Origin of the sequence: Methylobacterium sp. HMF5984 (assembly GCF_045033435.1) — a bacterium.
Classification (GTDB): domain Bacteria; phylum Pseudomonadota; class Alphaproteobacteria; order Rhizobiales; family Beijerinckiaceae; genus Methylobacterium.
The window spans coordinates 3,310,849-3,331,501 of the sequence record NZ_JBJFLN010000001.1 but is presented as its reverse complement, the minus strand read 5'-3'; the positions used below and the strand labels follow the sequence as shown (position 1 = coordinate 3,331,501).

20 protein-coding genes are annotated in these 20,653 nt (G+C 72.0%); 12 read left to right on the top strand and 8 right to left on the bottom strand.

Features of this window, described 5'->3' with window-relative positions; all coding sequences use genetic code 11:
* The first annotated feature begins 106 nt into the window (after positions 1-106).
* The 8 genes from ACFZ8E_RS16155 (at position 107) to ACFZ8E_RS16120 (ending at position 7,138) form a co-directional block, all read left to right on the top strand.
* Positions 107-733 (top strand): 2-hydroxychromene-2-carboxylate isomerase, encoded by a 627-nt coding sequence (locus tag ACFZ8E_RS16155; protein ID WP_147729303.1) that lies wholly within the window; start codon positions 107-109, stop codon positions 731-733.
* 112 nt (positions 734-845) lie between these two features.
* Entirely contained in the window at positions 846-1,535 is a 690-nt protein-coding gene (locus ACFZ8E_RS16150) for a DsbA family protein (protein ID WP_243932154.1), read from the top strand.
* A gap of 233 nt (positions 1,536-1,768) precedes the next feature.
* Positions 1,769-2,338 (top strand): F0F1 ATP synthase subunit delta, encoded by a 570-nt coding sequence (locus ACFZ8E_RS16145; protein ID WP_147728193.1) that lies wholly within the window; start codon positions 1,769-1,771, stop codon positions 2,336-2,338.
* Between the two features lie 74 nt (positions 2,339-2,412).
* Positions 2,413-3,948, top strand: a complete 1,536-nt coding sequence (gene atpA / locus ACFZ8E_RS16140) for a F0F1 ATP synthase subunit alpha (protein WP_147728192.1) — start codon at positions 2,413-2,415, stop codon at positions 3,946-3,948.
* 71 nt (positions 3,949-4,019) lie between these two features.
* On the top strand, positions 4,020-4,907 hold the full coding sequence (locus tag ACFZ8E_RS16135) for a F0F1 ATP synthase subunit gamma (RefSeq protein WP_147728191.1): 888 nt from the start codon (positions 4,020-4,022) through the stop codon (positions 4,905-4,907).
* Between the two features lie 48 nt (positions 4,908-4,955).
* On the top strand, positions 4,956-6,413 hold the full coding sequence (gene atpD, locus ACFZ8E_RS16130) for a F0F1 ATP synthase subunit beta (RefSeq protein ID WP_147728190.1): 1,458 nt from the start codon (positions 4,956-4,958) through the stop codon (positions 6,411-6,413).
* Between the two features lie 4 nt (positions 6,414-6,417).
* Positions 6,418-6,666, top strand: a complete 249-nt coding sequence (locus ACFZ8E_RS16125; protein WP_243946700.1) for a hypothetical protein — start codon at positions 6,418-6,420, stop codon at positions 6,664-6,666.
* 70 nt (positions 6,667-6,736) lie between these two features.
* Positions 6,737-7,138 carry a F0F1 ATP synthase subunit epsilon gene (locus ACFZ8E_RS16120; protein WP_147728188.1) on the top strand — a complete coding sequence of 134 codons (402 nt, stop codon included), beginning with the start codon at positions 6,737-6,739 and terminating at the stop codon, positions 7,136-7,138.
* 49 nt (positions 7,139-7,187) lie between these two features.
* On the opposite strand, the gene ACFZ8E_RS16115 is transcribed toward ACFZ8E_RS16120, so the two are convergent.
* The 6 genes from ACFZ8E_RS16115 to hrpB all read right to left on the bottom strand — a co-directional run bounded on the left by ACFZ8E_RS16115 (position 7,188) and on the right by hrpB (position 13,051).
* A complete protein-coding gene (locus ACFZ8E_RS16115) occupies positions 7,188-8,435 on the bottom strand; it encodes a CCA tRNA nucleotidyltransferase (RefSeq protein WP_405043247.1) in 1,248 nt (415 codons plus the stop codon).
* A complete protein-coding gene (locus ACFZ8E_RS16110) occupies positions 8,435-8,692 on the bottom strand; it encodes a DUF6111 family protein (protein ID WP_147843531.1) in 258 nt (85 codons plus the stop codon). Before ACFZ8E_RS16110 ends, ACFZ8E_RS16115 begins: the two co-directional genes overlap by 1 nt.
* Before the next feature lie 38 nt (positions 8,693-8,730).
* Entirely contained in the window at positions 8,731-9,411 is a 681-nt protein-coding gene (locus ACFZ8E_RS16105; protein WP_243946696.1) for a CoA pyrophosphatase, read from the bottom strand.
* Positions 9,408-9,986 (bottom strand): DUF1285 domain-containing protein, encoded by a 579-nt coding sequence (locus ACFZ8E_RS16100; protein WP_243946694.1) that lies wholly within the window; start codon positions 9,984-9,986, stop codon positions 9,408-9,410. The genes ACFZ8E_RS16105 and ACFZ8E_RS16100 overlap by 4 nt, the downstream gene beginning before the upstream one ends.
* A gap of 7 nt (positions 9,987-9,993) precedes the next feature.
* Positions 9,994-10,461, bottom strand: coding sequence for a PaaI family thioesterase (locus tag ACFZ8E_RS16095; protein WP_147844603.1), 468 nt, complete (start codon positions 10,459-10,461; stop codon positions 9,994-9,996).
* A 106-nt stretch (positions 10,462-10,567) separates the two neighbouring features.
* Complete coding sequence (hrpB, locus tag ACFZ8E_RS16090) at positions 10,568-13,051, bottom strand: ATP-dependent helicase HrpB (RefSeq protein ID WP_405043246.1); 2,484 nt, start codon at positions 13,049-13,051, stop codon at positions 10,568-10,570.
* A 179-nt stretch (positions 13,052-13,230) separates the two neighbouring features.
* On the opposite strand from hrpB, the gene ACFZ8E_RS16085 reads away from it, so the two are divergent.
* Positions 13,231-13,521 carry a hypothetical protein gene (locus ACFZ8E_RS16085; protein WP_147729502.1) on the top strand — a complete coding sequence of 97 codons (291 nt, stop codon included), beginning with the start codon at positions 13,231-13,233 and terminating at the stop codon, positions 13,519-13,521.
* A 226-nt stretch (positions 13,522-13,747) separates the two neighbouring features.
* Positions 13,748-16,399 carry a DNA mismatch repair protein MutS gene (gene mutS / locus ACFZ8E_RS16080; RefSeq protein ID WP_405044392.1) on the top strand — a complete coding sequence of 884 codons (2,652 nt, stop codon included), beginning with the start codon at positions 13,748-13,750 and terminating at the stop codon, positions 16,397-16,399.
* Positions 16,400-16,406: 7 nt separating this feature from the next.
* Here the strand turns inward: mutS and ACFZ8E_RS16075 are convergent, their stop codons facing one another.
* Positions 16,407-16,829, bottom strand: coding sequence for a response regulator (locus ACFZ8E_RS16075; protein ID WP_243946688.1), 423 nt, complete (start codon positions 16,827-16,829; stop codon positions 16,407-16,409).
* The gene (locus ACFZ8E_RS16070) at positions 16,826-17,914 is read right to left on the bottom strand and encodes a PAS domain-containing protein (protein WP_147842084.1); all 1,089 of its coding nucleotides are present in this window, start codon (positions 17,912-17,914) and stop codon (positions 16,826-16,828) included. The genes ACFZ8E_RS16075 and ACFZ8E_RS16070 overlap by 4 nt, the downstream gene beginning before the upstream one ends.
* Positions 17,915-18,212: 298 nt before the next feature.
* Between ACFZ8E_RS16070 and ACFZ8E_RS16065 the strand changes: the two genes are divergently transcribed.
* Positions 18,213-19,646 (top strand): AmpG family muropeptide MFS transporter, encoded by a 1,434-nt coding sequence (locus ACFZ8E_RS16065; protein WP_243946684.1) that lies wholly within the window; start codon positions 18,213-18,215, stop codon positions 19,644-19,646.
* Positions 19,647-19,656: 10 nt separating this feature from the next.
* Complete coding sequence (locus ACFZ8E_RS16060; protein WP_147842085.1) at positions 19,657-20,610, top strand: EcsC family protein; 954 nt, start codon at positions 19,657-19,659, stop codon at positions 20,608-20,610.
* Positions 20,611-20,653: the final 43 nt, after the last annotated feature.

The following is a 20,653-nucleotide window of genomic DNA, read 5'->3' as shown; positions in this document are numbered from 1 at the left end:
GCGGGGCGTCGCGGACCCTCGTCCACGCGCCCGAGGCCGCCTCGCTCCCGACACCGACGGGTGCGAGATTTGCGTGCCGATATCCAGACCCGGAGAAGCGATCACCATGGCGCGCCAGCCGACCCTCGAGTTCTGGTACGAGTTCGCTTCGACCTATTCCTACCTCGCCGCCGCCCGGATCGAGGGACTGGCCGCGGCGGCCGGCGTCGCCGTGCGCTGGCGCCCGTTCCTGGTCGGGCCGATCTTCGCCTCGCAGGGCTGGACCAGCTCCCCCTTCAACCTCTACCCGGCTAAGGGCCGGAACATGTGGCGCGACCTGGAGCGCGAAGCCGCGCGCTGCGGCCTGCCGCCCGTGCGCCGCCCCGATCCGTTCCCGCAGAACAGCCTCAGCGCGACCCGCGCCGCGATCCTCGGGCAGGACCAGGACTGGCTGGTGCCGTTCTCGAAGGCGGTGTTCGAATCCTGCTTCGCGCACGGCCGCTCGATCGCGGAGCCCGCGGCGGTGGTCGAGATCCTCAACGGCCTCGGCCTCGACGGGACGCAGCAGCTCAAGGCGGCGGCGAGTGAGGCCAACAAGACCAAGCTCCGCGTCGTCGGCGAGGAGGCACGCTCGCGCGGCATCTTCGGCGCCCCGACCTTCCTGACCGACGACGGCGAGCTCTTCTGGGGCAACGACCGGCTCGAGCAGGCGCTGGCCTGGGCCGCCGGCGAGCGGCCGGGCGACATGCGCTGACGAGAATTCGCGCCGAACGGATCCCGCGGCGAAACAATCCGGCCGAAGGCCCCGACATCGCCTGAATCGCCGGGCTGATGCGCGGGCTCGACACCGCCGCCCGGACGCCGCCATGCCCTTCACCCGCCGCCACCTCCTCGCGACCTCGGCCGCAGCCGGCGTCGCCCTCGCCGGGGCCGCCCGCGCCCAGTCCTACGGGCAGCGGGTCGCGGTGACGAGCGACGAGGGCAGGGCGGTCGCCAACTCGGTGCTGCCCGGCGAGATCACCGGGCAGATCGCGTCCCTGCGCGGCGTCACCTATGTCGGCCCGCGCGAGGCCGAGACGACGCTGTACGAGTTCTTCGACTTCAACTGCCCCTACTGCCGCAAGGCCGCCGCCGACGTGATCGCGCTGCACGCCGCCGACCCGGCGCTTCGGATCGGCCTGGTGCAGAACCCGATCCTGTCGCCGCAATCGGCGCAGGCCGCCAAGGTGGCGCTGGCCGTCCAGCGCAAGCTCGGCTCCGAGGCCGCCTGGGCCTTCTACGGCCAGCTGCTCGGCAAGCCCGGCAAGATCGACGGCCCCGGCGCGCTCGCCGCCGGCACCGCGCTCGGCATCGCCGGCCCGGATCTGGAGACGATCGCCGACAGCGACGAGGTCCGCGAAGCGCTCAAGAGCCAGATGCGGATCGCGGCCGATCTCGGCCTCTACGCGACCCCGTCCTACGTGCTCGGCAATGCCGGCATCCTCGGCCATCCGGGCGCGCGGGCGATGGCGAAGATGATCGCCGCCACGCGCCGGTGCGATCGCCTCGCCTGCTGATCGACGCCTGCGGATCGCGGCTTTCGCGCAAGCTCGGCCGGGGCGCCGCGGCCGGCCGATCGCCTTGCGCGGCTCCGGTTGCCATGCTAGGCGGTCGCCGCGCCGGCCGAGGGATCTTCATGGTCCCCGACCGCCCGGCACAATCCCATTTCCCGACGGTCTCCGGCCCGGCGCCCTCAGTACGGCGCGGCCCGGTCGGAACCGAAGGGCCAAGGAACAAGAGAGAGCGACGGGTGGCGCAGAACGGTTCCGAGGGTTCCCTGGTCGGCGGCGTGTCGGGTCGATACGCCTCCGCCCTGTTCGATCTCGCCCGTGACGAGCGTCAGGTCGATGCGACGGCCGAGGGCCTGGAGCGCTTCGACGCCCTGCTCAAGGAGAGCGCCGACCTCCGCCGCCTCGTGCGCAGCCCGGTCTTCTCCGGCGAGGAGCAGGCCGCCGCGATCGGCGCGATCCTCGAGAAGGCCGGCATCACCGGCCTGGCCGCCAACTTCATCCGCCTCTCGGCCGCCAACCGCCGCCTGTTCGCGCTGCCCGGCATGATCTCCGCGTTCCGCAGCCTGGTGCGCGAGTCGAAGGGCATCGTCCGCGCCGAGGTCCGGGTGGCGGAGCGTCCCTCCGACGCGGTGCTGGAAGAGATCAAGGCGAGCTTGCGCGACGTCGCCAAGTCCGAGATCGACCTCGACCTGCACGTCGACCCCAGCCTGATCGGCGGCCTCATCGTGAAGATGGGCTCGCGCATGGTCGACGCCTCGCTCCGGACCAAGCTCAACGGCATCCGTCTCGCGATGCGGGAAGCGCGCTAGGCCGTCCGACAGGACGCTCCGGCTCCCGCCATCACACGTAAACACCTGATTCGAACGAACTGAAGGGCCCGACGATGGACATCCGCGCCGCCGAGATCTCCGCGATCCTGAAAGACCAGATCAAGAACTTCGGCGAGGAAGCCGAAGTCTCCGAGGTCGGCCAGGTCCTGTCCGTCGGCGACGGCATCGCCCGCGCCTACGGCCTCGACAACGTCCAGGCCGGCGAGATGGTCGAGTTCGAGTCAGGCGTGCGCGGCATGGCGCTCAACCTCGAGCAGGACAACGTCGGCATCGTGATCTTCGGCTCCGATCGCGACATCAAGGAAGGCCAGACCGTCAAGCGCACCGGCGCGATCGTGGACGTGCCGGTCGGCAAGGCCCTGCTCGGCCGCGTCGTGGACGGGCTCGGCAACCCGATCGACGGCAAGGGCCCGATCCAGTCTACCGAGCGTCGCCGCGTCGACGTAAAGGCGCCGGGCATCATCCCGCGCAAGTCGGTGCACGAGCCGATGGCGACCGGCCTCAAGGCCGTCGACGCCCTGATCCCGGTCGGCCGCGGCCAGCGCGAGCTGATCATCGGCGATCGCCAGACCGGCAAGACCGCGATCGTGCTCGACACGATCCTGAACCAGAAGCCCGGCCACGCCGCGGGCGGCGACGAGACCTCGAAGCTCTACTGCATCTACGTCGCGATCGGCCAGAAGCGCTCGACGGTGGCCCAGTTCGTGAAGGTCCTCGAGGACCAGGGCGCGATGGAGTACTCGATCGTCATCGCCGCCACCGCCTCGGACGCCGCGCCGATGCAGTTCATCGCGCCGTTCGCCGGCTGCGCCATGGGCGAGTACTTCCGCGACAACGGCATGCACGCCGTGATCTCGTACGACGATCTCTCCAAGCAGGCCGTGGCCTACCGCCAGATGTCGCTGCTGCTGCGCCGCCCGCCGGGCCGCGAGGCCTATCCCGGCGACGTGTTCTACCTGCACTCGCGCCTGCTCGAGCGCGCCGCCAAGATGGGCGATGCCGCCGGCAACGGCTCGCTGACCGCCCTTCCGGTCATCGAGACCCAGGCTAACGACGTCTCGGCCTACATCCCGACCAACGTGATCTCGATCACCGACGGCCAGATCTTCCTGGAGACCGACCTGTTCTACCAGGGCATCCGCCCGGCGGTGAACGTCGGCCTGTCGGTCTCGCGCGTCGGCTCCTCGGCCCAGACCAAGGCGATGAAGAAGGTCGCCGGCAAGATCAAGGGCGAGCTGGCGCAGTACCGCGAGATGGCGGCCTTCGCCCAGTTCGGCTCGGATCTGGACGCCTCGACCCAGCAGCTGCTCAACCGCGGCTCGCGCCTCACCGAGCTCCTGAAGCAGCCGCAATTCTCGCCGCTGAAGATGGAAGAGCAGGTCGCGGTGATCTACGCCGGCGTCAACGGCTACCTCGACAAGATGCCGGTGGCGAAGGTCCGCCCGTTCGAGGACGCGCTGCTCTCCGCGCTGCGCTCCAAGCACGCCGACCTGCTCTCCACCATCCGCGACTCGAAGGACCTGTCTGACGACAGCGCCGCCAAGCTGAAGAGCGTGGTCGAGGGCGTGGCCAAGTCGCTCGCGAACTGAGAACCCGCCGCATCGGGCGCCCGGCGACGGGCGCCCGATCGTGAACAGGCCCTGAGAGACCGGACCACCCGATGGCGAGTTTGAAGGATCTGCGCAACCGCATCACTTCGGTGAAGGCGACGCAGAAGATCACCAAGGCGATGCAGATGGTCGCCGCCGCGAAGCTGCGGCGCGCCCAGACGGCCGCCGAGAGCGGCCGGCCCTACGCCGAGAAGATGGCGGCCGTGCTCGGCAACCTCGCCGGGAACCTCGTCGGCGGCGTCGGCGCCCCGAAGCTGCTGGCCGGCACCGGCAAGGACCAGACGCACCTGCTGATCGTCTGCACCGGCGACCGCGGCCTGTGCGGCGCCTTCAACTCGTCGATCGCGCGCCTGGCGCGGGCCCATGCCGACAAGCTCACGGCCGAGGGCAAGACCGTCAAGATGATGACGGTCGGCAAGAAGGGCCTCGACCAGCTGCGCCGCCAGTTCCGCGAGCAGATCGTCGAGAGCCAGGACATCCGCGGCAACCGCCCAGTGGACTACCCCTTCGCCGCCGAGATCGCCGACAAGATCCTGACCCGGTACGAGGCCGGCGAGTTCGACGTCGCGACGCTGTTCTTCTCCGAGTTCCGTTCGGTGATCTCGCAGATCCCGACGGCGCAGCGGCTGATCCCGGCGGAGCTGCCCGAGGGCGTCGCTAGCACCACCGGCGCGCCAGCCGACTCGGCTCTGGAGTTCGAGCCGTCCGAGGAAGCGATCCTCGAGACGCTGCTGCCGAAGAACCTCACGGTCCAGGTCTACCGGGCGCTCCTGGAGAACGCGGCCTCCGAGCAGGGCGCCCGCATGAGCGCCATGGATTCCGCGACCCGCAACGCGGGCGAGATGATCAAGAAGCAGACGCTGATCTACAACCGCACGCGTCAGGCGATGATCACCAAGGAACTCATCGAGATCATCTCGGGCGCCGAAGCCCTCTAAGCGCCCTCACCGGCGCACCGACCGCATACCTTTCAAGGGCACGCAATCATGGCAAACACCGCTCTCCCCGGCGCCGGCTCCAACAAGGTCGGCAAGATCACCCAGGTCATCGGCCCCGTCGTCGACGTCCAGTTCGACGGCCACCTGCCGGAGATCCTGAACGCGCTCGAGACCAAGAACAACGGCGCCCGCCTCGTTCTCGAAGTCGCCGCCCAGCTCGGCGAGAGCACCGTGCGCTGCATCGCGATGGACACTTCCGAGGGCCTGACCCGCGGGCAGGAATGCACGGACACGGGTTCGCCGATCATGGTGCCGGTCGGCCACAACACGCTCGGCCGCATCATGAACGTCATCGGCGAGCCGATCGACGAGGCCGGCCCGATTCAGTCCGACAGCCTGCGCGCCATCCACCAGCCGGCACCGGACTACACCGACCAGTCGACCGAGTCGCAGATCCTCGTCACCGGCATCAAGGTGGTCGACCTGCTTGCTCCCTACGCCAAGGGCGGCAAGATCGGCCTGTTCGGGGGCGCCGGCGTCGGCAAGACCGTGCTGATCATGGAGCTGATCAACAATATCGCTAAGGTGCACTCGGGCTACTCGGTCTTCGCCGGCGTCGGCGAGCGCACCCGCGAGGGCAACGATCTCTACCACGAGATGATCGAGTCCAAGGTCAACATGGACCCGAAGGAGCATAACGGCTCGGCCGAGGGCTCCAAGTGCGCGCTGGTCTACGGCCAGATGAACGAGTCGCCCGGCGCCCGCTCGCGCGTCGCGCTCACCGGCCTCACCATCGCCGAGGACTTCCGCGACCAGGGCCAGGACGTGCTGTTCTTCGTGGACAACATCTTCCGCTTCACCCAGGCCGGCTCGGAAGTGTCGGCGCTGCTCGGCCGCATCCCGTCCGCGGTGGGCTACCAGCCGACGCTGGCCACCGACATGGGCGCCCTGCAGGAGCGCATCACCACCACCAACAAGGGCTCGATCACCTCGGTGCAGGCGATCTACGTGCCGGCCGACGATCTGACCGATCCGGCGCCTGCCGCCTCCTTCGCCCACTTGGACGCGACCACGACGCTGTCGCGCTCGATCGCCGAGAAGGGCATCTACCCGGCGGTGGACCCGCTCGACTCGACCTCGCGCATGCTCTCGCCGGCGATCCTCGGCGAGGAGCACTACGAGGTGGCCCGCAAGGTCCAGCAGACGCTGCAGCGCTACAAGTCGCTCCAGGACATCATCGCCATCCTCGGGATGGACGAGCTGTCGGAAGAGGACAAGCTGACCGTGGCCCGCGCCCGCAAGATCGAGCGCTTCTTCTCGCAGCCGTTCTCGGTGGCCGAGATCTTCACCGGTTCGCCGGGCATCCAGGTGCCGCTGGAAGACACCATCAAGGGCTTCAAGGGCCTCGTCGAGGGCAAGTACGACGACCTGCCGGAGGCGGCCTTCTACATGGTCGGCACCATCGAGGACGCCCAGGCCAAGGCCAAGAAGCTGAAGGCCGCCTGAGGTCTTGAACGGCAAGATCGTCCTTCTGGTCGTCGGCCTCCTGGCCGGCGGCCTCGTCGGCTACGTCACGCGGCCCGAGGCGGCCGAGCTCAAGATCGGGCCGCTCTCGGTCGAGGTGCAGGGCGACCGCCCGGCCGGTGCCCGGGGCGGCGAGCTGACCACTGGTCAGATGCAGCATATCGGCCTGTTCGCCGGCATCGGCGCTCTGGTCGGCTTCGGCCTCGGCTTCGCCACGGACCGGCGCAGGGCCTAACCTCTCAGGTCGGCACGCAGCCTTTAGCAGGCCGCGTGCCGGGAATGACAAACGTCGGGATTCCGAGCGCATGGCCACCTTCCACTTCGATTTCGTCGGCCCCGAGCGGTCGCTGTATTCCGGCGAGGTCGAGTCGGTGCAGCTTCCCGGCACCGAGGGCGAGATGACCGTCCTCGCCGGCCACGCTCCGGTGCTGACCTCGCTCCGCGTCGGCGTGATCGTGGTCACCGAGCGCGCCAACAGCGGCAAGCGCATCTACGTCCGCGGCGGCTTCGCCGACATCGGCCCGACCGGGGTGACGGTGTTGGCCGAGCGCGCGGCGCCGATCGAGGAGCTGACCCCGGAATCCCTCGACCGCGACATCGAGGCGGCCGAGCTGCAGCGCGACGCCACCGAGGACCTGCAGAAGCGCGAGGAGCTGAACGGCCAGATCGTCCAGCTCCAGGAGACCAAGAACCTCCTCAAGCTCTGAGCCGTTCGCCGCTCTCGGCCGAGGCTCCCGAAGCCCGCTCGAACCGCCGTCACCGGTGCGGTTCGGCGGGCTTTTCCATGTCGAGGACGTGCGCGATTAGCGCCTCGGCCGCTTCCGGGCCGACGGGACAGCCCTGGTCGAGCCAGCGCCGGCGCGCCGCCGCCAGGGCGAGCCCGATCCGCGGCCCGGCCGGGATGCCGCGGGCGACGAGGATCGCGCCGGTCACCGGCAGGACCGGGGCCGGGCCGTCCTTCATGTCCCTCCAGGCAGCCGCGGCGTCGGCCCCGATCACCGGCCGCGGCTCGCCGGCGACGACGGCCAGCGCCGCCCCCAGGGCTGCCGTTCCGTGCTCGGCCGCGAGCGCCCGCAGCGCCGGAATGTCGATCACGGCCCGGGTCTTCAGCGCGGCGAGGGCGCGGGCGTAAGCCTCGAGGGCGACGTGCTCGGCCTTGGACAGGCGCAGGCTCTCGGCGAGGCGCTCGGCATCGGCCCGCGTCGTCACGGAAAGGGCGGCGAGCCAGTGGATCGTCGGAGCGCCGGCCGCGATCGCGCGCGACAGACGCCCGCTCTCGGCGACGCCCCCGGTAATGCGGGCCAGGAGGCCGGTCTCGGCGAGGACATCGACCGCCTCGAGCGCATGCGGCGCGGCCAGAAGCTTCAGGAATTCCGATCGCACGCGCTCCCGCGACAGGCCGTCGAGGGCCGCCCGCGCGGCGATGCAGGCGGCGAGCGCGTCCGCGTCCGGTCGGCCCTCGCCGAAGCGGGCATGGAAGCGGAAGAACCGGAGGATGCGCAGGGCGTCCTCGCGGATCCGGGTCGCGGGGTCCCCGATGAAGCGGACGCGGGCGGCCGCGAGGTCGGCGCGGCCGCCGGTGGTGTCGTGCAGCGTGCCGTCGGCCCCGAGCGAGAGCGCGTTGACCGTGAAGTCCCGCCGCTCGGCGTCGCGCACGAAGTCGCGGCCGAAGCGGACGACCGCGTGCCGCCCGTCGGTCTCGACGTCCTCGCGCAGGGTCGTGACCTCGACCGGTCGGCCGGCGACGACCAGCGTGATGGTGCCGTGCTCGATCCCGGTCGGAATCGCCTTGAGGCCCGCCGCCCGCGCGCGGGCGATCACGGCGTCGGGCAGCAGCGTCGTCGCCAGGTCGATGTCGGCGGCGTCGATCCCGAGGAGCGCGTCGCGGACGCAGCCCCCGACGAGGCGGGTCTCCTCGCCGGCCTGGTCCAGGGCGCCGAGCGCCGCCCGCACCTCCGGCCTGGCGAGCAGCAGTGCCGGGCCCTCGGGGTCGAGGCTGCGCATCAGCGGAACTCGCCCGGCACCAGGCGGCCGTTCTCCATGTGGGTCGGCACGAAGCCGGCGGCATGGCGCTCGGAGAACAGGCCCGAGGCGACCATTGAGGCGATCACCACGGCCAAGCCGGCCAGGACGAGGCGGAAGGCCTGCGCGTCCCAGTGCGCCCGCTGCAGCGGGTTGCGGCCGACGAGCAGCAGGTAGGCGAAGAACAGCCCGAAGGGCAGCAGGAAGAGCCCGAACTCCTCCACGAAGCGACGCAGCATGGCACCCGATCATTGGGCGCGGGCGATCCCCGCGCGGCTTAAGATTGGGCCTTCGGCCGCCCGAAATCGAGCCGTTCGGCGAGGTTGTGCAGGATGCCCGCTGTCACACCCCAGATCAGCCGCTCGCCGTAGGGGAGGGCGTAGAATCGCCGCTCGCGCCCCTGCCACACCCGCATCCGCAGCTCGTAGCGCGCGCGGTCGGCGAGCACCGCCAAGGGCACCTCGAAGATCGCGTCGACCTCGGCCGGGTTCGGCGCGAGGCGCGCCTCCGGGTCGATCAGCCCGATCACCGGCGCCACCAGGAACCCGGTGCCGGACAGGTAGGGATCGAGGTAGCCCAGCATCCGCACGCGCTCCGGCGACAGGCCGATCTCCTCCTCGGCCTCGCGCAAGGCCGCCGCGTGCGGGCTCGCATCGGTCGGGTCGATCTTGCCGCCGGGCAGCGCGACCTGGCCGGAATGGTCGCGCAGGTGGGCGGCGCGCTGCGTCAGCACGATCGCGAGGCCGGCGTCGCGCGCGACGACCGGCACCAGCACGGCCGCCCGGCGATGGGGCGGCGGCGGGATCACGGCGCTGCCGTCGGGCTCCAGGCTGTGGTCGCCGCGCGGGTTCGAGGTCGGGTCGTCCGGCCCGGGCGGGTCGCGCGCGAGACGCGCTTCGGCGCGCGCCAGGAAGTCGGCGAGGTCCGCGTCGCGGGTCGGGCTGCCCACGATGCTCACGCCGCATCGGCCGGGGCGATGCGGTGGAAGCGGCCGCCGGCGGCGATCCCGAGCCAGGGGGCGCCGTCGAGGTCGCGTTCCTCGGCCAGGGCGACGAGGTCGTAGGTGAGCGCCCGCGTCACCAGCGCCCAGAGGCCGCGGCGGACGTGGAGATAGGGCTTGAGCGCCCCGGCCTCGCCTTGCGCGAAGCGGAGCTCGTGCTCGGCGTCGACGGGCACGAGGTCGTCGACGTTGGTGCGGAAGCTGATGCGGCGCGCCTCGCCCGCGCCGTCGACCGCCATCTCGACGGCGAGGAAGGCCGCATCCTCCACCACGATCGAGACCTTCTCCACCGGCGTGACCAGGACGGTGGTGCCGTCGGGCTCGCGCCGCAGGATCGAGGCGAAGAGCTTGACCATCTTCGGGCGGCGGATCGGCGTGCCCGCATGGAACCACGTGCCGTCGGCGGCGATGCGCATGTCGATCGCCCCGCAATCGGGCGGGTTCCAGGTCTCGACCGGCGGCAGGCCGCGCCTGGGCAGGTCGGCCAGGGCCGCGCCGAGGCGGCTCAGGGTCGGATCGTCGGAGGTGGTCATGGCGCTCTCAGATAGCGTCGCCGGTCGGTCCGGGAACGGGGGGCGCCTCCGGGCGCCGGCGCAGGATCTTCCAGACGCCCGAGGCGACGCCGACGACGCGCGCCGCGTGCCGAAGCTCGCAGCGCAGGAAGACGAGCGAGCCGGTGCGCTTGATCACCTCCGGCGCCACGGTGATCCAGTCGCCCAGCCGCGCGGTGTCGACGAACTGCATCTCCATTTGGATCGTCACGCAGTTCGCCCCGTCGGCCGCCCGCATCGCGGTCTCGCCCAGCGCCCGGTCGGCGAAGCTCATCAGCATCCCGCCGTGGACGACGCCGATCAGGTTGGCGTGCTTGTCGGCGGCCCGGAACGCGTAGGCGCCGTCGCGGACGTAGACCGGGCCGACATGGGCGATGAAGCCGGTGTCGTGGATCGGCGTCCAGCCGTCGCCCTCGGGCTGCCCGGCTTCGGGATTCTGCGGTTCTTCGGTCGGCATGCGGGCGGAGTCTCGATCTCGCGGCGGGCGGTCGCGCCCGGCTTCGTGTCACGGTCGCATCGCGCCCGCCGCCTGTCACCTGTCACCTGTTACCTGCCGTTCGCGCTCACGTGCCGCGCGGCTTGGCGCGGCGGGTCGGCGGCGCCTCCAGCGGGTTCTCCGGCCAGGGGTGGCGCGGATAGCGGCCGCGCATCTCGGTGCGCACGGCGCTCCAGGAGCCGCGCCAGAAGCCCGGGAGGTCGCGGGTGATCTGCACCGGACGGTGGCCGGGCGAGAGCAGGTGGAGCACGAGCGGCGCCCGGCCGATGGTCGGATGCGTCGCCAGCCCGAACAGCTCCTGCACCCGCACGGCCAGGACGGGGCCGCCCTCGGCCTCGTAGTCGATCGGGATCCGCGAGCCGGTCGGCACCTCGACATGGGTCGGCGCCTCGGCGTCGAGGCGAGCCCGGAGGGGCCAGGGCAGCAACCCCTGCAGCGCCTCGCCGAGGTCGCTGGCGGTGACGGCGTCGAGGCCGAGGCGGCCGACGAGGGCGGGCGCGAGCCAGTCTTCGACCATCCCGGCGAGGGCGCCGTCCGTCAGATCGGGCCAGTCGCCGCCTTCCGCCGCGCGCAGGAACGCGATGCGGGCGCGCCACTGCGTCAGCGCCGGGGTCCAGGGCAGGCGCTCGAGGCCGAGCCCGGCGATGCCGCGGGCGAGGACCTTGGCCGAGTCGAGATCCGGCGGAACCGGGCGCGTGCGCTCGCCGAGCGTGACGGCGCCGAGACGGCGCAGGCTGCGGGCCCGCAGCGCCCGTGCCGCCGCATCGAAGGTCACCTGCGTGACGCCCTCGATCCGGTCGGCGAAGCCGGCCTCGATCGCGTCGAGGTCGATCGCGGCGGCGGCGAGGATGCGGGCGTTGCCGGCGGCGCCGACGATGTCGGCGACGACGAGGAACGGCTCGCGGGCGAGCGGGGAGGCGGGGTCGAGGCGCCCGGCCCGGCCGTTGGCCATCACGAACTCGCCCTCGCGCCCGCGCGCCTTCGCGACCCGGTCGGGATAGGCCAGCGCCAGCAACGATCCGGCGCTCGGCTCGGGAGCCCCGCGCTCGCCGGATGCGGCGGCCGACCGTGCCCAGCCCTGCGCCATCCGGCGCATGTCGGCGGCGCGCTGCCCGCGGTCGCGACGGAAGCGCTCGACCCGGTCGGCGAGGTCGACCGCGTCGCCGCCGAGGCCGCGCTCGACCAGGACGGCGGCGAGGTCGGCGGCGGCCGCCGCTGCGCCGAGGCCGGCGGCGGCGACCACCATGCGGGCGAGCCGCGGCGGCAGGGGGAGGGCGCGCACGCGCCGCCCGGTCTCGGTGAGGCGCCCGTCCGCGTCGATCGCATCGAGGTCGCGCAGCATCGCGCGCGCCTCCTTCAGGGCGGGCGCCGGCGGCGGGTCGAGGAAGGCGAGGGTGCCGGGATCGGTCACGCCCCACTCGGCGCAATCGAGCACGAGGCCCGCCAGGTCCGCCGAGACGATCTCGGGGCGGGTGAACGGCTCGAGCGCGCTGGTTCCGGCCTCGGCCCAGAGCCGCCAGCACACGCCGGGCTCGGTCCGGCCCGCGCGGCCGCGGCGCTGGTCGACCGAGGCGCGGGAGGCGCGCGCGGTCACCAGCCGGGTCAGCCCGAGCCCGGGTTCGTAGACCGGCACCCGCGCGAGGCCGGAATCGACCACGATGCGCACGCCCTCGATCGTCAGCGAGGTCTCGGCGATGCTGGTGGCCAGCACCACCTTGCGCGCGCCGGGTGCGGCCGGCGACACCGCCCGGTCCTGCTCGGCCGGCATCAGCGCGCCGTAGAGCGGCGCGACCGCGACCTCGGGCCCGACGCGGCCTTCCAGCGCCGCGGCGACGCGGCGGATCTCGCCCTGGCCCGGCAGGAAGGCCAGGACCGAACCCGGATCGGCCCGCAGTGCACGCAGGATCGCGTCCGTCATCGCGTCCTCGATCCGGCGGTTCGGATCGCGGTCGGCGTAGCGGGTCTCCACCGGAAAGGCGCGTCCCTCGGACGCCACGACCGGCGCGTCGCCGAGCAGGCGCGCGACGCGGGCGCCGTCGAGCGTCGCCGACATGACCAGGATGCGCAGGTCGTCGCGCAAGCCGGCCTGCGCGTCGAGGGCGAGGGCGAGGCCGAAATCGGCATCGAGCGAGCGCTCGTGGAATTCGTCGAACAGCACCGCGCCGATGCTGGACAGTTCCGGGTCGTCGAGGATCATGCGGCCGAAGACCCCCTCGGTCACGACCTCGATCCGGGTGCGGCCCGAGATCTTCGAGCCGAGCCGGACGCGCAGGCCGACGGTGTCGCCGACGCGCTCGCCCAGGGTGCCGGCCATGCGATCGGCCGCGGCACGCGCAGCGAGACGGCGCGGTTCCAGCACGATGATCTTGCCGGAGCCGAGCCAGGGCGCGTCGAGGAGGTCGAGCGGCACCCGCGTCGTCTTGCCGGCACCCGGCGGAGCGACCAGCACGGCGGCGTTCGAGGATGCCAGCGCCGCGCGCAGGGCGGGAAGCGCCGCATCGATCGGCAGGGGGCTGAGCGGGGACAGAGCAGACGTCGGGGCGGATGGCATCGCGATCGTCCTACCGTGACGATCGGGCGGCGTTACGATTCAAGTCCGCGAACAATCCCGATTTAGCCAAGAAATTAATCCCCCTTCGACGGCACGATTCCACGGCCGATGCCTGGAACGACTTGAGGCGCTTGAACTTATAGCCCGGCAGCGCATGAGCGCGGACTGGAGAATTTTTGATGACACGTCTTTCCTTGACCCTTGCGACCGGACTGCTTCTCGGCGGCCTCGGCCTGGGGTCGATCTCCGTCTCCGCCGCGCCCGCGATGCCGCAGGCCGGCATCGTCGCCGGCAGCACGACCGACGCGGTCGCCTATCGCCGCCACTACCGTCATCACCACTCCACCAAGGCCGAGCGCATGATGCGCCGCCGCAATACCATGCGCCACGGGAACCCGAATGCGCGCAACCCGGCGATGCGCGGCTACCAGCAGAACCTCGGCAATACGGTCGGCGGCCCGCGCTACTAATCGATCCGCCTCGAAGCGATGCGAGGAAGCCGGCGCCCCATGGCGCCGGCTTCCTTCGTTCGTCGCGTCGCCGGCAGCGTCCGGCCTTCTCCCCAGCGATCCGGCGGGCGGCCGCTGATCAAACCCGGACGCGTCTGCTAAGAGCCGTCTCATGGCCCGCAGCTCAGCCCGAAACCTCGCCGACGTCGCCGGATCAGGCACCGCGGAGGTCGCCGGCCCGACGCCGATGATGGCGCAGTACATCGAGATCAAGGCCGCCAACCCGGACTGCCTGCTGTTCTACCGGATGGGCGACTTCTACGAGCTGTTCTTCTCCGATGCCGAGACGGCCTCGCGGGCGCTCGGCATCGTCCTGACCAAGCGCGGCAAGCACGGCGGCGCCGACATCCCGATGTGCGGCGTGCCGGTGGAGCGCGCCGACGACTACCTCAGCCGGCTGATCGGGCTCGGGCACCGGGTCGCGGTCTGCGAGCAGACCGAGGATCCGGCTGAGGCCAAGCGCCGGGGCCCGAAATCGGTGGTCCGCCGCGAGGTCGTGCGCCTCGTCACCCCCGGCACCATCACCGAGGACCGCCTGCTCGATCCGGGCAGCGCCAACCTGCTTCTGGCGGTCGGCCGTCGCAAGGTCTCGGACACGGCCTTCGCCTACGGGCTCGCGGCGATCGACATCTCCACCGGGCGCTTCGCCCTGAGCGAGGTTGCGGGCGCCGACCTTGCCGGCGCGATCGCCCGCCACGATCCGCGCGAGATCGTCCTGTCGGAGGCCATCCACACCGATCCGGCGCTCGCCCGGCTCTGGGCCGAGACGCGGGCGGCGGTGGTGCCCCTGGCCCAGGCGGAGCTGGAGCCGGCCTCGGCCGAGCGCCGCATCCGCGAGCAGTACGGCGTCGCGACGCTCGACGGCTTCGGCGCCTTCACCCGGGCCGAGATCGCCGCCGCCGGAGCGGCGCTGCTTTACGTCGCGCGCACCCAGCTCGCCGCCCGCGCGCCCCTGAGCGTGCCGACCCGCGAGGAGGCCGGGACGACGCTGGCGATCGACGCGGCGACGCGCGCGAACCTCGAGCTCACGCGCACGCTCTCGGGCGAGCGGGCGGGCAGCCTCCTCGACGCGATCGACCGGACCGTCTCGGCCAACGGCGCGCGGCTCCTGGCCGAGCATCTGGCCGGGCCGCTCACCGACCTCGCCGCCATCGCGCGGCGACACGAGGCGTTGGCGCGGCTGGTGGAGGATCGCGCCCTGCGCGCGACGCTGCGCGACGCGCTCGCCCGCGCGCCCGACCTCGCCCGCGCGCTGGCCCGCACCGGCCTCGGCCGCGCCGGCCCGCGCGACCTCGCCGCGATCCGCGACGGGCTCGACGTGGCGCTGGCGCTCGGCGCGCGCCTGTCAGACGGACGCGACCTGCCGGAAGATCTGGCGCGGCTCTCCGGCATCCTCGCCCGCGCCGATCGCGACCTGCTCGACATGCTGCGCGCGAGCCTCGCCGACGAGCTGCCGCTGAACCGCCGCGACGGCGGATACGTCCGCGCCGGCTACCATCCCGACATCGACGAGGCCCGCCTGCTCGGGAGCGACTCGCGCAAGGTCGTGGCGGCCCTGCAGGCGCGCTACGCCGAGGAGACCGGGTGCCGCACGCTGCGGATCAAGCACAACGGCCTGCTCGGCTACTTCATCGAGGTGCCGCAATCGGTCGGCGAAGCCTGCCTGAAGGGCCTGATGCGCGACTTCGTGCATCGCCAGACCATGGTCGACGCCATGCGCTTCACCAGCGTCGAGCTCGGCGCGCTGGAGCAGAAGATCTCCGGGGCCGCCGAGCGGGCGCTCGCCCTGGAAGGTGCCGTGTTCGACGACCTCGCCGCCCGCATCGTCGCGCAGGCCGAGGCGATCGGCGGCATCGCCGAGGCCCTGGCCGCCCTCGACGTGGCCGCGAGCCACGCCGAGCTTGCGGTGGAGCTCGACTGGCGCCGACCGCAGGTCGACGCGTCGCTGAGCTTCGTCATCGCGGGCGGCCGCCATCCGGTGGTCGAAGCGGCCCTGCGCAAATCCGGCGCGGCCTTCATCGCCAACGATTGCGACCTCTCGGGCGAGGGGCGCGGCCGCATCCGGCTGATCACCGGCCCGAACATGGGCGGCAAGTCGACCTACCTGCGCCAGAACGCCCTGATCGCCGTGCTCGCGCAGATCGGCGCCTTCGTGCCGGCGCTCCAGGCCCGGATCGGCCGCGTCGACCGCCTGTTCTCCCGGGTCGGCGCCGCCGACGACCTCGCGCGCGGGCAATCGACCTTCATGGTCGAGATGGTCGAGACGGCCGCGATCCTGAACCAGGCGACCCGGCACTCGCTGGTGATCCTGGACGAGATCGGGCGCGGAACCGCGACCTATGACGGGCTCTCGATCGCCTGGGCCTGCCTCGAGCACCTGCACGAGACGAACGCCTGCCGCGCGCTGTTCGCCACCCATTTCCACGAGCTGACCGCCCTGGGCCAGCGGCTGGCGCGGCTCGACAACGCCACCCTGAAGGTCGCCGAGCACCGGGACGGCGTGGTCTTCCTGCACGAGGTGGTGCCGGGGGTGGCGGAGCGCAGCTACGGGCTCCAGGTGGCGCGGATCGCGGGCCTTCCGGGCAGCGTCGTCGCGCGGGCCGGCGCGATCCTGAAGGGGCTGGAGAAGGCCGAGCGCGAGCGCCCCAGCCGTCCGCGCATCGACGACCTGCCGTTGTTCGCGAGCCTCGCCCCGCCCCCTCTGCCGGAACCGGCGGTCGAGGCGGACGACGCGCTCGGCCTGCTGCTGGACGCGATCGACCCGGACGCGCTGACGCCGCGCGAGGCGATGGAGGCGCTCTACCGGCTCAAGCGCGAGCGCGAGGCGGCCGCCGGCTGAGCCCGGCTCAACCGGGCGCGCGGAAGAACCCGTCCGGGCAGGGCGGGGCCGGGACGCGCCCGGCGCGGCAGCCGGCCACGTAGTCGAGGGTGCTCGCCACGACCCGCTCGGAATAGGGCTTGGAGATCACGCCGAAGGCGCCCGCGAAGTCGTCGGGGATGCGCTTGGCGTTGGCGGTCATGAACACCACCGTCGTGCGCGGGTCGGCGCTGAGCGCGCGGGCGACGTCGACGCCGGTCGGCCCGTCGACGAGGTGGATGTCGACGAGCGCGATGTCGGGTGCGGTGGACTGCCCGAGCGCGATCGCCTCGGTCGAGCTGGCGGCGATGCCGACCGTGACGTAGCCGAGGTCGTCGAGCAGGAACTCGAGCTCGAGGGCGATCAGCGCCTCGTCCTCGACCACGAGGATGCGCAGGGCCGGGGCGCTCACGCGTCCTCCGCCAGGGGAATGTCGATCTCGACGACGGTGCCCGGCGCCCGATCGCGCCACGTGATCGTGCCGCGCAGCTGCCGCACCACCATCTCGACGAGGTTCCGGCCGAAGCCCGCCGGGTTCACCGGCCCCGCATCGAGGCCGACGCCGTCGTCCTCGATCGTGAGGTGCATGCCGGCGTCGGTGCGCTGCGCGGTGATGCCGATGCGGCCGCTCCGGTTCTCGGGAAAGGCGTGGCGGACGGCGTTGGTCGCCAGCTCGTGGATCATCAGGGCGAGCGGCGCGGCCATCGCGGCGGAGACGGCGATCGAGTCGATCCGCGCCTCGACCCGGGTCCGCTCCGCATCGAGCCCGGCGTTGAGATCGGACAGGAAGTCGTCGGTGAAGTCCGACAGGTTGAACTTGGTGACGTCGCCGGCCGAGTAGAGCATGCGGTGGGCGGTCGAGAGCGCGCCGATGCGCTCGGCCATGCTCGAGAGCGCATCGCGCGCCTCGCCCTCGGGCGTGCGCCGGGCCTTCAGCAGCATCAGCGACGAGATCACCTGGAGGTTGTTCTTGACCCGGTGATCGACCTCGTGGAGCAGGGCGGTCTTCTGCTCGAGGGCCGCCTGCAGGTCGGCGGTGCGCTGCCCGACCTGGCGCTCCAGCTCGTCGTTGGTGCCGCGCATCGCCTGCTCGACGGTGCGCTTGTCGGTCATGTCGGCCTGCGCGGCGAAGAAGAACGTCACCCGTCCGTCGGCGTTTCGCACCGGGTTGACGGTCATGCTGTTCCAGAAGGCGGTGCCGTCCTTGCGGTAGTTCAGGAGCTCGCACTCGATCGGCTCGGCCGCCTCGAGCGCGGCGCGCAGGCGCGCGACCTCCGACGCGTCCGTGCCGGCGCCCTGCAGCATCCGGCAATTGCGCCCGAGAAGCTCGTCGCGGTCGTAGCCGGTCAGCTTCAGGAAGGCCTCGTTCACCCAGACGATCGGGTTGTTGTCGTGCGTCGCCCCCGTGAGCAGCATCGGCGTCGGGCTCGAATCGAACGCCCGCGCGAATGTCGCCGGAGCGAGCGGATAATCCGCCTGATCGCTGGTCTCCATCATCCTGTAACCGATCGGTACGCGAGGAGCCTCGAGGCAGGGATGGCCGCCGCGCCGGGCCAGCGCGGCAGACCGTTGCGAGCGGAACGGCTACGCTCGCATCATCCGAACAGGTACGCAGGGGCAAGGTTCCCGACCCGTCCCGCTTGTACCCAGGCAAATGTGCGATGTCGCGTTAAGCAGACATCGACCATGATCCGGCCGCCGCACCCCGCACGGATCGCCCCCGACGCGCGGGGCGGCGCAAGGCTGCCACGATTCTCACGGATCAAGGCGGAAGGGCGTCAAGGAGTTCCACCGCATGGCCATGGACACCGCACCCGACAAGCCCGCACGACGGCTGCGGGCCCGCGACCTCGTTGAGGATCGGCGCATCGTCCTGATGCTGGCGCTCGGCTTCTCCTCGGGGCTGCCGCTGCTCCTGGTGCTCGGGACGTTCACCCTGCGGCTCGCCTTCTCGGACATCAACGTCAAGGCGATCGGCCTGTTCAGCTACGTGGCGCTGCCGTACTCGCTGAAGTTCCTGTGGGCGCCGATGATCGACCGGATCGACGTTCCGGTGCTGAGCGCTCGTCTTGGGCGCCGCCGCGCCTGGATGGTGACGACGCAGGTCGCGGTGGCGCTCTGCCTGGTGCTGATGGCCTTCGCCGATCCGCAGACGAGCCTCGCGCTGCTCGGCCTCGGCGCCTTCCTCGTCGCCTTCTGCGCCGCAACCCAGGACGTGGTCGTCGACGGCTGGCGCATCGACGCCGCCGGCACCGACTTCCAGGGCATCCTCGCGGCGACTTCGAACCTCGGCTACCGCCTCGGCCTGATCACGGCGGGCGCCGGCGCGCTGTTCATCGCCTCCGACAAGGGCTGGACCTTCGCCTACCTGACGATGGCGGCCCTGATGCTCGTCGGCCTGATCGCGGCCCTGCTCGCGCCTGCCTTCGACACCCGGCGCCCCGAGCCGGCGGCCGCAGCCGCGCAGACGCCGAAGGCGGCCGGGACGCGGCTGTTGTCGATCCGCCAGGCCGTGCTGGAGCCCCTGGTCGAGCTGCACGGCCGGATGGGGCCGGCCCTGTGGGGCTTGCTGGTGCTGGTGGCGCTCTACCGCATGCCGGATTTCGTCTCCGGCGTGATGGCGAGCCCGCTGTACCGGACGCTGGGCTTCGACCTGAAGGAGATCGCCACCGTCACCAAGCTCTACGGCATCTGGGTGGGCATCGCGGGCGGGTTCGCGGGCGGCTGGGCGATGGCGCGATTCGGGATGTTCCCGACGCTGCTGGCCGGCGCCTTCCTCGCCGCCGCCTCGCACCTCTCCTTCGCCTGGCTGTCGACCGGCGGGCCGGAGGTCTGGCGGCTGACGGTGGCGATCTCGATCGAGAACTTCTGCGGCTCCTTCGCCGGCATCGCGCTGATCGCCTACATGTCGAGCCTGACCACCCCCGGCTACGCGGCGACGCAGTACGCCCTGTTCTCCTCGCTCTACGCGCTGCCGGGCAAGCTCGTCGCGGGCACCGCCGGCTACATCGTCGCCGCCTTCGGCTACCCGACCTTCTTCGTCCTGACCTCTGCGGTCGGCATCCCGGTGGTGCTGCTCTGCCTCGCCGTCGGCAGAACGCCGAGCCGCAGGCCCGTGCCGGCCTCGGGCGACGCGGGGATGGCCGCCGCGGGCGGGCACGGGAACCCTCCCGGGCCCGTCCCGCTTCCTACCGGTTCGCCGGGCGTGCCCCTGAGAACCCAGGCTTGAGGAGGAATGCATGAGCGATATCGCGCTGACTGGTGAGGTCCTTCCGGCCGCTACCGAGTCCATCGAGCGTCCCTTGAGCGAGGCGGACCTCGCGGCATTGCGCCGGTCCGTCCGCGCCCTGGAGCAGCCGGGCCTCGCCGCCCGGCTCTCGGCCGCCGCCGGCGCTCCCCTCGACATGATCGGCCGGTCCCTGCCGGCCCCGGTGACCGAGGTCGTCGGGCGCTCGACCGAGGCGGCGATGCGCGGGGCGCTGCGCGTCGCGCTCAAGACCCTGCCGAAGGTCGCGGTCGCGCCGGCCGCCGGCACCGAGATCGAGAGCGTCGCCGTCAAGCCGGAGGGACGCCTCGGCGCGCTGCTCGGCAGCCTGACCGGATCGAGCACCTTCAACCACAAGGCCATGGCCGCGCTGTCGGGGGCGTTCGGAGGCGCCTTCGGCCTCGCGACGCTGGCCGTCGAGCTGCCGGTCTCGACCACCCTGATGCTGCGCTCGATCGCCGAGATCGCGCGGGAGGAGGGCGAGGACCTCGACGACCCGGAGGGTGCGCTCGCCTGCGTCCAGGTCTTCGCGCTGGGCGGAAAGGGCGATGCGGCGGGCGCGGCCGAGGGCACCGGCCTGACCGAGAGCGGCTACTTCGCGGTGCGCGCAGCCCTCGCCAAGACGATGGCGGAGGCCGCCCGCTACGCCGGGAGCAAGACGCTGCTCGACCAGTCGGCGCCGGCGCTGATCCGCTTCACCGCGCAGATCGCGGCGCGCTTCGGCATCGTGGTCTCGCAGAAGGTCGCCGCGCAGGCGGTGCCGGTGCTGGGCGCGTTCGGCGGCGCGGCGGTCAACACCGCCTTCATGAGCCACTTCCAGTCGATGGCCCGCGCCCACTTCACCGTCCGGCGCCTGGAGCGCACCTACGGGCAGGCGACCGTGCGTGCGGCCTACGAGGTGGAGAAGGCCGCGCTCGGCGTCGCATGACGGGCTGAACCGGCCTATCGTCCCCAGAGGATCGCGGGACAGA